Raw genomic sequence first — 14,378 nt, forward strand, 5'->3', positions numbered from 1 at the left:
GCCTCGAGCAAAGACTCATTCGTCCATCTGCACGTGCACAGCGAGTACTCGATGCTCGACGGCGCCGCCCGGGTCAAACCGTTGGTCACCGAGGCCGCCGCCCAGGGCATGCCCGCGGTGGCGGTCACCGACCACGGCAACGTGTTCGGTGCGTACGACTTCTGGAAGACGGCGACCGAGGCGGGCGTCAAACCCATCATCGGCACGGAGGCCTACATCACACCGGGCACGCACCGGGGTGACAAGACTCGCGTGCGCTGGGGCGACGGTGGACGAGACGACGTGTCGGGCTCCGGTGCCTACACGCACATGACGCTGTTGTCCGAGAACACCACGGGCATGCACAACCTGTTCCGGCTCTCGTCCCGGGCCTCGCTCGAGGGCTACTACTTCAAGCCGCGCATGGACCGCGAGCTGCTCTCCCAGTACTCGGAGGGCCTCATCGCGACGACCGGCTGCCCGAGCGGCGAGGTCCAGACCCGCCTGCGGCTCGGCCAGTACGACGAAGCGCTCAAGGCGGCCTCCGACTTCCGCGACATCTTCGGCCGCGAGAACTACTTCGCCGAGATCATGGACCACGGGCTCGGCATCGAGCGGCAGATCATGGGCGACCTGTTGCGCCTGGCGAAAGACCTCGACCTGCCCCTCGTCGCGACGAACGACCTCCACTACACGCACGAGCACGACGCGACCAGCCACGCTGCTCTCCTCTGCGTCCAGTCCGGCTCGACGCTGAACGACCCCAACCGGTTCAAGTTCGACGCCGACGAGTTCTACCTCAAGTCCGCCCAGCAGATGCGGCACCTCTTCCGCGACCACCCCGAGGCCTGCGACAACACGCTCCTCATCGCCGAGCGCTGCGACGTGCAGTTCAACACCTCGGCCAACTACATGCCGCGTTACCCGGTGCCCGAGGGCGAGACCGAAGAGACCTGGTTCATCAAAGAGGTCGAGAAGGGGCTCGTGTACCGCTATCCCGCGGGCATCCCGGACGACGTGCGCAAGCAGGCCGAATACGAGATCGGCGTCATCACCGGCATGGGCTTCCCCGGCTACTTCCTCGTGGTCGCCGACTTCATCAACTGGTCCAAGGAGAACGGCATCCGGGTCGGTCCGGGCCGTGGTTCGGGGGCCGGCTCGATGGCCGCCTACGCCATGCGCATCACCGATCTCGATCCTCTGCGCCACGGTCTGATCTTCGAGCGGTTCCTCAACCCCGATCGCGTGTCCATGCCCGACTTCGACGTCGACTTCGACGACCGTCGTCGCGGCGAGGTGATCCAGTACGTCACCGAGAAGTACGGAGACGAACGCGTCGCCCAGATCGTCACGTACGGCACCATCAAGGCCAAGCAGGCCTTGAAAGACAGTTCACGGGTGCTCGGGTTCCCCTTCGGCATGGGTGAGAAGCTCACCAAGGCCATGCCCCCCGCCGTGATGGGCAAGGACATCCCGCTCACCGGCATCTTCGACAAGCAGCACGAGCGCTACAAAGAGGCCGGCGACATCAGGACTGTCGTCGAGTCCGATCCCGAGGCCAAGACCGTCTTCGACACGGCCTTGGGGCTCGAGGGCCTGAAACGTCAGTGGGGCGTGCACGCCGCAGGCGTCATCATGTCCAGCGATCCGCTCATCGACATCATCCCGATCATGAAGCGTGAGCAGGACGGGCAGATCGTCACGCAGTTCGACTATCCGGCGTGCGAGTCCCTGGGCCTGATCAAGATGGACTTCCTGGGGTTGCGGAACCTCACGATAATCAACGACGCCCTCGACAACATCAAGACGAACCGCGGTTTCGACCTCGTGCTCGAAGACCTCGAGCTCGACGACCGGGGGGCCTACGAGTTGCTGGGTCGCGGCGACACGCTCGGGGTGTTCCAACTCGACGGCGGGCCCATGCGCGGGCTCCTCCGGCTGATGAAGCCCGACAACTTCGAAGACATCTCGGCCGTCATCGCGCTGTACCGCCCGGGGCCCATGGGCGCGAACTCGCACACGAACTACGCGCTCCGCAAGAACGGCGCGCAAGACATCACCCCGATCCACCCCGAGCTCGAAGAGCCGCTCAAAGAGATCCTGTCGACCAGCTACGGGCTGATCATCTACCAAGAGCAGGTCATGGCCATCGCGCAGAAGGTCGCCGGCTTCTCGCTCGGTCAGGCCGACATCCTCCGGCGGGCCATGGGCAAGAAGAAGAAGTCCGAGCTCGACAAGCAGTACGCCGGGTTCGAGCAGGGCATGTTCGACAACGGCTTCTCGCCCGATGCCGTCAAGATGCTCTGGGACATCCTGCTGCCCTTCTCGGACTACGCCTTCAACAAGGCGCACTCCGCGGCGTACGGCGTCGTCTCGTACTGGACGGCCTACCTCAAGGCCCACTACCCGGCCGAGTACATGGCCGCCCTGCTCACCAGCACGGGGGACTCCCGCGACAAGCTGGGTCTCTACCTCAACGAGTGTCGCCGCATGGGCATCAAGGTGCTGCCGCCCGACGTCAACGAATCCATCGGCTTCTTCGCGGCCGTCGGCGACGACATCCGCTTCGGCATGGGTGCCGTGCGCAACGTCGGCTTCAACGTCGTCGACCACGTCATCGCCGCGCGCAAGAAAGAAGGGGCGTTCACCTCGTTCCACGACTTCCTGCGCAAGGTGCCGCTCCCCGTGGCGAACAAGCGCACCGTCGAGTCGCTCGTCAAGGCCGGTGCATTCGACTCCCTGGGGTCGACGCGGCGTGCCCTCGTCGAGATCCACGAGTCCGCCGTCGAGGCGGCGGTCAGCGAGAAGAGGGCCGAGGCGAACGGTCAGGTCGGCTTCGACTTCGACTCCCTGTGGGACGAGCCGCAGGACGTCCAGCACGTGCCCGAACGTCCTGAGTGGTCCAAGCGCGACAAGCTGGCCTTCGAGCGCGACATGCTGGGCCTGTACGTCTCCGACCACCCGCTCGCGGGCCTCGAGCTCCCCTTGGCCAAGCATGCCCAGACGACGGTCACCGACATCCTGGCGAGCGACCCCGCGACCATCGACGGCGAGACGGTCACGATCGCGGGGCTCATCACCAGCGTGCAGCACCGGGTCGCACGCAACTCGGGCAACCCCTACGGAATCATCACCGTCGAGGACTTCGGGGGCGAGATCTCCGCCATGTTCCTCGGCAAGACCTACCAAGAATTCGGGCCGTCGCTCGTCGGGGACTCGATCATCGTCCTGAAGGGTCGGGTCAGCGTCCGCGACGACGGCATGAACATGCACGCCGCGAGCATGTTCATGCCCGACCTCGGTGTCGGCGTGAACCACGGGCCGCTGCTCCTGCAGATGCCCGAGCACCGGGCGACGCACGACACGGTCACCGAGCTGGCAGCGGTGCTCGGGCGTCACGCCGGCGGCACCGAAGTCCGTCTCCGACTCGTCAAGGGCGAAGCCGCACGGGTCTTCGAGATCCCCATGCCGGTCGACGTCACGGCCGACCTGTTCGGCGAACTGAAGAGCCTGCTGGGCCCCGGCTGCCTCGTCTGAGGTGGCCGGTGCTCCGGCGGGTCCTGGTGCCCCGACCGGTTCCGGCGCCCGGCACCCGTTCGGCGTCAGTCCTCGAGGTGGACCGGTCTCAGGTACCGACGGTCGTGGTACAGCAGGGCGTCGTCGTCCTCGCCCACCCCGCCGGTTCCGATGCGCACGACCACGACGGCGTTGCCGTGGACGGGCACCCGCTCGACGATCGTCCCGGTCATCCACGCGGTCACGCCCGTGAGCAGAGGTACCCCGTTCGGACCGTCGGTCCAGTGGTCGCCCGCGAAGCGTTCGGCGGCGGGTCCCGCCATGCGGCGGGCGAGGTCGCGGTTGCGCAGGCCGAGCAGGTGCACGATGACCTGGTCCGTCTCCGAGACGGCGGGCCACGAGCTCGCCGTCCTGGCCATGTTGAACGTCGCGAGGGGCGGCACGGCGGCCAGCGACGCCAGCGACGTCGCCGTGAACCCGACCGGTGTGCCCTCGCCGTCACGCGCCGTGACGATGGCCACGCCCGCGGCGTGTCGTCGGAAGGCCTCCTTGAACACCTCGAGAGAGTCGTCGGGCCGCGGAGCAGCCGCGTTGTCGTCCGTCATGCTCCCGACCCTACTGACTAGGCTGGACGAGCCATGATCCAGACCACAGATCTGCGCGGTCTCGCGCCGACCCACGCCCAGCTGCTCGACCTCGTCCCCCGGTCCCACGCCGACGTGGGCGCCGCGACGGACGCCGCCCGGCGACTGGTCGACGACGTCCGCGAGCGGGGCGCCGCCGCACTGCGGGACCAGGCCGCGCGCTTCGACGGCGTCCGTCCCGACGCCCTGCGCGTCACGACGCAGACCATCGACGAGGCCGTCGCGGCCCTCGACCCGCTGGTCAAGGAGGCGCTGGTCGAGTCGATCGCGCGCGTCACCCAGGCCAGCCGCGCCCAGGTCCCGGCGCCCACCACGACCCGCCCGGCGCCGGGGGCGACGATCGAGCAGCGGTGGCAGCCCGTCACGCGGGCCGGCGTGTACGTGCCCGGCGGCAAGGCCGTGTACCCCTCCAGCGTGGTGATGAACGTCGTCCCGGCGCAGGTCGCGGGGGTGTCGTCGATCGCCCTCGTCTCCCCGGCGCAGCGCGAACACGGCGGGGGAGTCCACCCCGTCATCCTGGGTGCCGCCGGCCTGCTCGGCATCGACGAGGTCTACGCGATCGGGGGCGCCGGAGCGATCGGCGCGCTCGCCTACGGCGTGCCCGAGCTCGAGCTCGAGCCGGTCCAGGTCATCACCGGTCCCGGCAACAACTTCGTCGCCGCCGCGAAGCAACTCGTTCGCGGTCGTGTCGGCATCGATTCCGTGGCCGGTGCGACCGAGATCCTCGTCATCGCGGACGACTCGGCCGACGCCACGTTGGTCGCCGTCGACCTCATCAGCCAGGCCGAGCACGACGAGGAGGCCTCGGCCGTCCTCGTGACGGACTCCGCGCCCTTCGCCGAGGCCGTCGTCGCCGAACTGACCAGGCTCGTGCCCCGCACCCTCAGCGCCGCCCGGGTCAGGACGGCCCTCTCGGGTCGGCAGTCGGCGGTGGTCCTCGTCGACGACCTCCGGCAGGCTGCTGCCTTCAGCAACGCCTACGGCCCCGAGCACCTCGAGGTCCAGACCCGTGACGACGACGCGGTCCTGGCCGACATCACCGATGCCGGAGCGATCTTCGTGGGGCCCGACACGCCCGTCAGCCTGGGTGACTACCTCGCCGGGTCGAACCACGTCCTGCCCACCAGCGGTCAGTCGCGCTTCTCGTCGGGGCTCGGGGCGTTCACGTTCCTCCGACCACAGCAGATCGTCCGGTACGACGCCGAGGCCCTGGGTGCCGTGGCCGAGCGGCTCGTGGCGTTGTCGAACGCCGAGCTGTTGCCCGCCCACGGCGAGGCCGTCGCGGCTCGGTTGTCGCGCCCCTGAGCCGGGCGGGGCCTCCGCGATCCGGTGCTCGGGTGGCCCTGGCGTCCGACGTCGAGCCCGCCGTCCGATAATCTGGCCCCACCATGTTCTGCCCCTTCTGCCGCCACCCCGACTCACGAGTCGTCGACTCCCGGACCAGCGACGACGGCACGTCGATCCGACGTCGGAGGCAATGCCCCAACTGCGGTCGTCGGTTCAGCACGACCGAGACCGCGAGCCTCAACGTCGAGAAGCGCAACGGCGTCCTCGAACCGTTCAGTCGCGACAAGATCATCTCGGGTGTCCGCAAGGCCTGCCAAGGGCGCCCGGTGACGGACGGCGATCTCGCCGTGCTGGCACAGAAGGTCGAAGAGGCCGTCCGGGCGAGCGGTGCGTCGCAGATCGAGGCGAACGACATAGGTCTGGCCATCCTCCCTCCGCTCCGCGACCTCGACGAGGTGGCCTACCTCCGGTTCGCGAGCGTCTACCAGGCCTTCGACTCGCTCGAGGACTTCGAGGCCTCGATCGGACAGCTGCGCGAAGAGCACGCGTCCCGGCCGCTCTCCACCCGATCGGTCGACGAGTGAGGACCCCGTACCGCGTCCTCTTCGACGTCGTCTTCGCGAAGATGGACCCCGAGGACGCCCACCACCTCGCCTTCCGGGTCATCAAGGCGATCCCCAAGCTGGGCCTCGCCGGCCTCGTCGGGCGCTTCACGGCCCCGGCCCCGTCCCTGGCGGTCGACGCGCTCGGACTCCACTTCCCCTCGCCGTTCGGTGTCGCAGCCGGTTTCGACAAGGACGCCGAGGGCATCGCCGGCCTCGGCGCTCTCGGGTTCGGGCACGTCGAGGTGGGGACGGTGACCGCTCGACCGCAGCCCGGCAACGAACGACCTCGTCTCTTCCGACTCGTTCCCGACCTCGCGGTCGTGAACCGCATGGGGTTCAACAACTCCGGGGCCCACGCGGCGGCCCTCGAACTCAGCCGGGCTCGGTCGGCTCCGTCGCGGCCGGTGATCGGCGTCAACATCGGGAAGAGCCGCGTCGTCGACGTCGACGACGCGATCGACGACTACCTGGCCAGCACGCGCCTCCTGGCTCCTCTGGCGGACTACCTCGCCGTGAACGTCAGCTCGCCGAACACCCCGGGGCTCCGCGGGTTGCAAGAGCTCGAGAGGCTCGCTCCACTCCTCGAGGCCGTGCGCGACGCCGCCGGGCACACTCCGGTGTTGGTCAAGATAGCTCCCGACCTCGACGACGACGGCGTTCGTCGGATCGGTGCCCTCGTCACCGAGCTCGGCCTCGCGGGCGTCATCGCGACCAACACGACGGTGTCCAGGGAAGGCCTCGCCACCGAGGGGGCGGTCGTCGAGGCCGCCGGAGCCGGCGGTCTGTCGGGTGCCCCGCTCGCCGTCCGGTCGTTGGAGGTCCTCAAGCTGGTCCGTGAGTCCGTCCCGAGCGGCATGTGCGTCATCTCGGTCGGTGGGGTCTCGAGCGCCGCCGACGTCGACGCGAGGCTCCGGGCCGGGGCCACGCTCGTGCAGGGCTACACGGCGTTCCTCTACCGAGGGCCCCTCTGGGCACGACAGGTCAACCGGGGGCTCGTCGCCCTGGATCGGCGTCGACGCGCCACCTGACGAACCACGCGGTCGGCGAGGTCGAGAATGCGAAACGGCGCCACCCCCCGGGGGTGACGCCGTTCGTCGTACGGGGAGCCGCGTCGGCTACGCGGTCGGGTACTCGCCGCGCTTGACCTGCGGCTTCGGCAGGCGCATGGGCTTGAGCTGCATCGCCCGCATCGCCGCGTACCAGCGGTTGCCCTTCCGGACGTTCTCCGCGCCATACTTGGCAGCCAGCTTGCGGTTGACGCTCCGGCCGACGATCAGGCAGTCGACGACGGCGAGGGCGAAGAATCCCCACAGCACGAGCAGGGTGATCGACTGGATGGCCGCAGACTGCACGAGCGTCATCGCGATGACGACGACCATGATGGGGATCATGGCCTCGCCGACGCTGTAGCGGGCGTCGACGTGGTCGCGGATGAAGCGGCGCTGCGGCCCCTTGTCGCGGTCGGGCAGGAAGCGCTCCTCGCCGTTCGCCAAGCCGACGCGGGCGCGGTCACGCTGTTCGGCGAGACGGGCACGCTGGGCCTTCTGGGCTTCTTTGCCCGAGGCCACCAGGGGCCTCTGGTTGGCGGCTTCGCGCTCGCGTCGCGTGGGCGTCGGGCGACCCTTGCCGACCGCGGTCGACTCGGGCTCGGCGACGGCGGTCGTCTCGGTCGTCTTGCTGTCTGGCTTGGCCACGGGAGATCCTCAGGGTTGTCCGAGTTCCTAAGATTACCTGCATGAGCGACTCGCAGCATCCCGTCCGACCGACCGATCCCCGTACTGTCAGCGAACTCGCGGAGGCCGTGCACGCGGGTCTGCCCGCGACGATCGCCGACCTGGGTGCCCTCGTGCGCATCCCTTCCGTCTCGTGGGACGCCTTCGACCCCGAGCACGTGAGACGTAGTGCCGAGGCCGTGGCCGCCCTGGTCGAGGGGACGGGCCTCTTCGACGAGGTGACCGTGAGCCGGGCGCCGATCGGCGAGGGCGGCCCCCTCGGCCAGCCCGCCGTGCTCGCCCGACGCCCGGCCCGCGAGGGCAAGCCGACCGTCCTCCTGTACGCCCACCACGACGTGCAGCCGCAGGGCGACGACGCCGACTGGGACACCCCTCCGTTCGAACCGACCGTGAAGGGCGACCGGCTGTACGGGCGTGGGGCGTCCGACGACAAGGCCGGCGTGATGACGCACGTCGCGGCGCTGCGCGCGGTGCACGAGGTGCTCGGAGACGACCTCGGTGTCGGCGTCTCGTTGTTCATCGAGGGCGAGGAGGAGTTCGGTTCCCGCTCCTTCGCCGACTTCCTCGTGCAGCACGAAGACGAGCTCCGTGCCGACGTCATCGTCGTCGCCGACTCCGACAACTGGAGCACGACCGTCCCCGCCATCACCGTGGGCCTGCGCGGCAACGTGACCTTCCGCCTGACCGTCCGCACCTTGGCCCACGCCTCCCACTCGGGCATGCTCGGCGGCGCCGTCCCCGACGCCATGCTGGCCATGGTCAAGCTCCTCGCGACCCTGCACGACGACGAGGGCAGCGTCGCGGTCGCCGGGCTGACGAGCCGCGAGGCCGACCACCCGGAGCAGAGCGAGCAGCAGCTGCGCGACGAGAGCGGCCTGCTCGAGGGGGTGACCCCCATCGGTCGGGGTCCGATCCTGAGCCGGGTGTGGTCGCAACCGTCGATCACCGTGACGGGCATCGACGCTCCGTCGGTCGCCAACGCGTCGAACACCCTGAGTCCCGAGGTGTCCGTCCGCATCAGCGCCCGCATCGCTCCCGGGCAGACCGCCGAGGACGCCTACGCCGCCCTGGACGCGCACCTGCGCGCGCACGCACCGTTCGGCGCCCACGTCCAGATCGACGACGTCGACCGGGGCGACCCCTTCCTGGTGGACACCACGGGCACGGCGATCGCCGACGCGACCGTCGCGATGACCGAGGGGTGGGGCGAGGCCCCGGTCCAGACGGGCATCGGCGGGTCGATCCCGTTCATAGCCGACCTCGTGCGCACGTTCCCCGAAGCCCAGATCCTCGTGACCGGCGTCGAGGACCCCGACACCCGAGCGCACAGCCCGAACGAGTCCCAGCACCTCGGAGTCCTCCACCGGGCCGTCCTCAGCGAGGCGATCCTGTTGGCGCGCCTCGACGCGAGGGGCTGACCGGTCCGCCCGCGCCTCCCCACCACCGGCGACACCCGGGGAGGCGCGGGTCCGGAACAAAACGAGGCTTCGCTTGCTTACACTGGTCGACGACGAGTGCCCCGCACTCGACCCGGCCCGAAGGAGGCACCATGACCGACATCGCAACCGCTCCCGTCGACGCGAAGGCGCACGGCGTGACGATCACGTCCACCGCCGCGGACAAGGTGAAGAGCCTGCTCACGCAAGAGGGGCGCGACGACCTCCGCCTTCGCGTGGCCGTCCAGCCCGGTGGCTGCTCGGGGCTCATCTACCAGCTCTACTTCGACGAGCGCATGCTCGACGGGGACGCCACCGTCGACTTCGACGGCGTCGAGGTCATCGTCGACAAGATGAGTGTCCCTTACCTCGACGGCGCAGCCATCGACTTCGAGGACACCATCCAGAAGCAGGGATTCACCATCGACAACCCCAACGCACAGGGCAGCTGCGCCTGCGGCGACAGCTTCCACTGATCGTCGAGGGGCTGCTCCGGTCGTCGAAGGACGACTCCGGGCCGTCCGTCGTGGGGGAGCCGGCGTCACCGAGGGGACCATCCGACAGGGTGGTCCCCTCGGTCGTACCACGACGGTTCTCGCTCGACGTCGAGAGGCTTCCGGCGCGTGCCGTGCGTTGGGGAGGCGAACCTGCGAGTAAGCTAGGCAGGTCCCCGTCAACACTGGGAACACCCCCACTGTCGTGTCATCCGAGAGGTAACAGTGCGTTCTAACCGCCGTCTTCGTTGGGCTGCCGCCCCCATGGCAGTCGTCCTGGCTCTCGTGCTAGCGGGGTGCACCACCGACCAGCTCCAGGGGTGGCTGCCCACCACCGCGGGCACGACCAACCACGTGGACCGTGTGATCGGACTCTGGGTCACCTCGTGGATCGTCCTGCTGATCGTCGGCGTGATCGTGTGGGGCCTGATCATCTGGGTCTGCGTCGCTTACCGGCGTCGCAAGGGCCAGACCGGCCTCCCGGTCCAGCTTCGCTACAACATGCCGATCGAGATCTTCTACACCGTCGTCCCCCTGATCCTCGTGCTGGGCTTCTTCGCCTTCACGGCCCGCGACCAGGCCGCCATCGAGGCACCCACCGCGAGCCCCGACGTCAAGATCGACGTCTACGCCAAGCGCTGGGCGTGGGACTTCAACTACATCGACCAGCAGAACGAAGACGAGAGCGTCTACTACCAGGGCATCCAGGCGCAAGAACTGGGTGACGGCACGATCGACGAGAGTCAGCTCCCCGAGCTCTACCTCCCCGTCGGCAAGACGGTGCAGATCGACCTCAAGTCCCGCGACGTGGCTCACTCCTTCTGGATCATCGACTTCCTCTACAAGAAGGACACGATCCCCGGCAAGACCAACTCGATGTACTTCACGCCCGAGAAAGAGGGCACGTTCAGCGGCAAGTGCGCCGAGCTGTGCGGCGAGTACCACTCGTTGATGCTGTTCAACGTCAAGGTCGTGTCGCAGTCCGAGTACGACCAGTACATCCAGACGCTCGATGCCGAGGGAAACACCGGCCTGCTGGGCGACCAGTACAACACCAACACCAACCAGCCCGGCACCGAGGCTCCCGCCAACGCCGCCGGCACCGAAGACTCCGAGAAGTAAGGCACGGTTCGATGAGCTCAGCCACCGCCACCCGTCCCACCACCGGCGGGACCTCGTCCGGTCAGAACTTCGGCGCCACGAAGGTCGGCCGCAAGGGCAACGTCGTCGTCAACTGGATCACGTCGACCGACCACAAGACGATCGGGTACATGTACCTGATCACGTCGTTCCTCTTCTTCTGCCTCGGCGGGGTGATGGCGCTCATCATCCGTGCCCAGCTCTTCGCACCGGGCCTCGAGATCGTGGCCACGAAAGAGCAGTACAACCAGCTCTTCACCATGCACGGCACGATCATGTTGCTCATGTTCGCGACCCCGCTCTTCTCGGGATTCGCCAACGTGCTCATGCCGCTGCAGATCGGTGCACCGGACGTCGCCTTCCCCCGTCTGAACGGCTTCGCGTTCTGGCTGTACTCGTTCGGCTCGATCATCGCCGTCGCCGGCTTCCTCACCCCGCAGGGTGCTGCATCGTTCGGCTGGTTCGCCTACGCACCGCTGAGTGACACGACGTTCTCGCCAGGGCTCGGCGGCAACCTGTGGGTCTTCGGCCTCGGCCTCACCGGCTTCAGCACGATCCTCGGTTCGGTGAACTTCATCACGACCATCGTCTCGATGCGTGCTCCGGGCATGACGATGTGGCGCATGCCGATCTTCACCTGGAACACCCTCATCACCTCCATCTTGGTGATCATGGCGTTCCCCGTGCTGGCGGCCGCACTCTTCGGCCTCGGGTTCGACCGCGTCTTCGACGCCCAGGTCTTCAACCCCGCGAACGGTGGCGCCATCCTCTGGCAGCACCTGTTCTGGTTCTTCGGTCACCCGGAGGTCTACATCATCGCCCTACCGTTCTTCGGCATCGTGTCCGAGGTGTTCCCGGTCTTCAGCCGCAAGCCGATCTTCGGGTACAAGACGCTCGTCTACGCCACCATCTCGATCGCCGCCCTGTCCGTCACCGTGTGGGCCCACCACATGTACGTGACCGGCTCGGTCCTGCTGCCCTTCTTCTCGCTGATGACCATGCTCATCGCGGTGCCCACCGGCGTAAAGATCTTCAACTGGATCGGCACCATGTGGCGCGGTTCGGTGACGTTCGAGACGCCCATGCTCTGGGCCATCGGATTCCTCATCACGTTCACCTTCGGTGGTCTCACCGGCGTCATCCTGGCCTCGCCCCCGCTCGACTTCCACGTGTCCGACACGTACTTCGTCGTGGCTCACTTCCACTACGTGGTCTTCGGTACCGTCGTCTTCGCGATGTTCTCCGGGTTCTACTTCTGGTGGCCGAAGTGGACCGGCAAGATGCTCAACGAGCGTCTCGGCAAGATCCACTTCTGGATGCTGTTCGTCGGCTTCCACACCACGTTCCTCGTGCAGCACTGGCTCGGCGTGATGGGCATGCCCCGTCGCTACGCCACCTACCAGCCCGAAGACCACTTCACGTGGATGAACCAGCTCTCGACCATCGGTGCCATGTTGCTCGGTGTCTCGATCCTGCCGTTCCTCTACAACGTCTACATCACGGCTCGGCGTGCGCCCAAGGTCGAGGTCAACGATCCCTGGGGTTACTCTCGCTCGCTCGAGTGGGCCACCTCGTGCCCGCCGCCGCGACACAACTTCACGTCGATCCCGCGCATCCGTTCGGAGTCGCCGGCATTCGACCTCAACCACCCAGAGGCCGGACTGCCCGTCGGCATCGGGCCGGTGAAGGATGCCCCTGACGCCCCCACGTACGACGCGTCCAGCGAGAAAGTGAAGTAGACCTGATGAAGACCAACGCGACGCTGTTCTGGATCCTCGCGATCTTCTTCTTCCTCATGTGTGCGGTCTACGTGCTCTGGAGCCTCCTCGACACCGGTCAGGTCGAATGGGCCGGTACGCTCGGCATCGGTCTGGCCGGCATGCTCGGAGCATTCCTGGCGTTCTACATGGGTCGCTCGCACGCGACCCAGGGAGGCGAGCTTCCCGAGGACCGTCTGGACGCCAACATCGACGACGGTGACCCCGAGATGGGCTTCTTCAGCCCCTGGTCTTGGTGGCCCATCATCTTGGCCGCCGGTTGCAGCCTGATCTTCCTGGCGCTGGCCGTCGGCATGTGGATCATCTACATCGGTGCGGCCCTGACGGCCGTTGCCTTGGTCGGCTGGGTCTACGAGTACTACCGCGGAAACTTCGCACACTGACATCACTGCTCCCTCGAGTGTGAAGGGCGTCGGTCTTCGGGCCGGCGCCCTTCGTCGTGTTCGCCACGGGTGTTGTGGCCAGAGGCGAGGACTGCAGATCTGAACTGATGAGTGGCCACTGGGCCTCTCGTTCCCACGTGCGGGACAGGACGCCCTGGGCCGGCCCAGACGACCAGTTTGGTGATCGTTTGAGCCATGCGTCAGCCGCTGTCCGCCGTCCGCTGGCCGCTGCCCACGAGCCGCTGCCGCTGGCTACGGGCCATGGGTTGCTGCCTCTATGGGCCGCTGGCCGCTGCCTTCGGCCAATTGCCGCTGGTCGGTGCCGAGCGCGGGTGGACAAGCGCCGGTAGCCGTAGCCTTACCGTGGCAGTGCCTGGGCCTGGCCCGGGCCTGCGCCTGTGCTGTCACTCTGGCTCCGTATGCGTCCGTCCCGGTGGCGACGGCACCGGCGGTACCAGAGTCCTTGCTCCACGCGGCTGGCTTGGGTTCGGTCGCAGGGCCGGGTTTTGGTCGTCACGGTGTCCACCGGGGTTGCGGTCGCTCCTGGTGCTGGTCGACGCGCGGTCCTGAGACGCGGCGACGCGGCCAGGAGTGGGAGGTGGGCGCCATGGCCCTGAGGCTCCGGACGACGTGAGTGAGGCTGGGGGAGTGCTGCCCGAACCACGGTTGACGTTCTCGCCGAGCCGGGTGTGGCTCTGGATCTCGTAAAGCGACCGATGCATCGTCGGCTGTCCGGGCCAGGGAGAGGCGGCTCAGGGACGTATACAGGCTTCCTCGGGGGTTGCCGTCCTGACGGGGAACGTGGGCCTTGTCGCTGGGGACGACAGCGCCTGTGTGGTCGATCGTGACGGACTCACGCGGTCGCCGGCTGGGGATGGTGAGCACGCCCCTCGACGGAGCTGACATCGGTCCTTCGCGCCCGGAGCGAGTGGTGGGCGAGCAAGGCAGAGTCATCCTAGGGTTCGCGTGGAGTGGACACAGGGAGGACACGAGGAAGAGTCCGGACGGTGATCGCCACTGCCGACCGTTATATGCGCTCAACCGAGGGTGTGTCGTCGTGGCTGAGAAGCTGGCCGCAGGCCGCGGTGATGTCCCGATCACCGTGGCCGGGATCACTGTGTCAACTCCGTGCAGGACTGGAGGAGTCATCATAGTCACGTACCACGCAGCATCCTTCGGAGGAGGCCCGCTCGTGCGGTCGGCCGGGATGTCTCAGCCTCGACGGTTCTGAGGGAGATGCTGTCGCGGCGTCTCGACACTCGATCCGATGACGTCCAGAGGGTTGTCGCCGGAGATCCCATCTCACCCAACGGTTGGACTCGTCGGCTGCGCGAGCGTGGGCCGACTGAACTGCCGTTCGCCACCCCGGGAACGCCGAAGGCC

At 67.8% G+C, this 14,378-nt stretch carries 11 protein-coding genes; 9 read left to right on the top strand and 2 right to left on the bottom strand.

Annotated elements, in window-relative coordinates; all coding sequences use genetic code 11:
* Positions 1-51: 51 nt before the first annotated feature.
* The gene (gene dnaE, locus ACIOSR_RS00390) at positions 52-3,516 is read left to right on the top strand and encodes a DNA polymerase III subunit alpha (RefSeq protein ID WP_056047386.1); all 3,465 of its coding nucleotides are present in this window, start codon (positions 52-54) and stop codon (positions 3,514-3,516) included.
* 65 nt (positions 3,517-3,581) lie between these two features.
* Here the strand turns inward: dnaE and ACIOSR_RS00395 are convergent, their stop codons facing one another.
* The gene (locus tag ACIOSR_RS00395; protein ID WP_056045048.1) at positions 3,582-4,100 is read right to left on the bottom strand and encodes a flavin reductase family protein; all 519 of its coding nucleotides are present in this window, start codon (positions 4,098-4,100) and stop codon (positions 3,582-3,584) included.
* A 33-nt stretch (positions 4,101-4,133) separates the two neighbouring features.
* On the opposite strand from ACIOSR_RS00395, the gene hisD reads away from it, so the two are divergent.
* The 3 genes from hisD (at position 4,134) to ACIOSR_RS00410 (ending at position 7,059) form a co-directional block, all read left to right on the top strand.
* On the top strand, positions 4,134-5,444 hold the full coding sequence (hisD, locus tag ACIOSR_RS00400; RefSeq protein ID WP_402751584.1) for a histidinol dehydrogenase: 1,311 nt from the start codon (positions 4,134-4,136) through the stop codon (positions 5,442-5,444).
* Positions 5,445-5,527: 83 nt separating this feature from the next.
* A complete protein-coding gene (gene nrdR, locus ACIOSR_RS00405) occupies positions 5,528-6,010 on the top strand; it encodes a transcriptional regulator NrdR (protein ID WP_402751585.1) in 483 nt (160 codons plus the stop codon).
* Positions 6,007-7,059 (top strand): quinone-dependent dihydroorotate dehydrogenase, encoded by a 1,053-nt coding sequence (locus ACIOSR_RS00410; RefSeq protein WP_402751586.1) that lies wholly within the window; start codon positions 6,007-6,009, stop codon positions 7,057-7,059. Before nrdR ends, ACIOSR_RS00410 begins: the two co-directional genes overlap by 4 nt.
* Before the next feature lie 87 nt (positions 7,060-7,146).
* Here the strand turns inward: ACIOSR_RS00410 and ACIOSR_RS00415 are convergent, their stop codons facing one another.
* Positions 7,147-7,725: a DUF3043 domain-containing protein gene (locus ACIOSR_RS00415; protein ID WP_173150821.1), complete on the bottom strand. Its 579-nt coding sequence runs from the start codon at positions 7,723-7,725 to the stop codon at positions 7,147-7,149.
* Positions 7,726-7,766: 41 nt separating this feature from the next.
* Here ACIOSR_RS00415 and ACIOSR_RS00420 point away from each other — a divergent pair, with 41 nt between their 5' ends.
* The 5 genes from ACIOSR_RS00420 (at position 7,767) to ACIOSR_RS00440 (ending at position 12,995) form a co-directional block, all read left to right on the top strand.
* On the top strand, positions 7,767-9,182 hold the full coding sequence (locus ACIOSR_RS00420; RefSeq protein ID WP_402751587.1) for a dipeptidase: 1,416 nt from the start codon (positions 7,767-7,769) through the stop codon (positions 9,180-9,182).
* A gap of 131 nt (positions 9,183-9,313) precedes the next feature.
* On the top strand, positions 9,314-9,676 hold the full coding sequence (gene erpA, locus ACIOSR_RS00425; RefSeq protein WP_043594936.1) for an iron-sulfur cluster insertion protein ErpA: 363 nt from the start codon (positions 9,314-9,316) through the stop codon (positions 9,674-9,676).
* 282 nt (positions 9,677-9,958) lie between these two features.
* Positions 9,959-10,816, top strand: a complete 858-nt coding sequence (gene coxB / locus ACIOSR_RS00430) for a cytochrome c oxidase subunit II (RefSeq protein ID WP_159826700.1) — start codon at positions 9,959-9,961, stop codon at positions 10,814-10,816.
* Positions 10,817-10,827: 11 nt separating this feature from the next.
* On the top strand, positions 10,828-12,573 hold the full coding sequence (ctaD, locus tag ACIOSR_RS00435) for a cytochrome c oxidase subunit I (protein WP_082460211.1): 1,746 nt from the start codon (positions 10,828-10,830) through the stop codon (positions 12,571-12,573).
* A gap of 5 nt (positions 12,574-12,578) precedes the next feature.
* On the top strand, positions 12,579-12,995 hold the full coding sequence (locus ACIOSR_RS00440) for a cytochrome c oxidase subunit 4 (protein ID WP_054146161.1): 417 nt from the start codon (positions 12,579-12,581) through the stop codon (positions 12,993-12,995).
* The last annotated feature ends 1,383 nt before the right edge of the window (positions 12,996-14,378 follow it).

The sequence above is a fragment of the Frigoribacterium sp. NPDC087798 genome, from assembly GCF_044742985.1.
GTDB lineage: Bacteria > Actinomycetota > Actinomycetes > Actinomycetales > Microbacteriaceae > Frigoribacterium.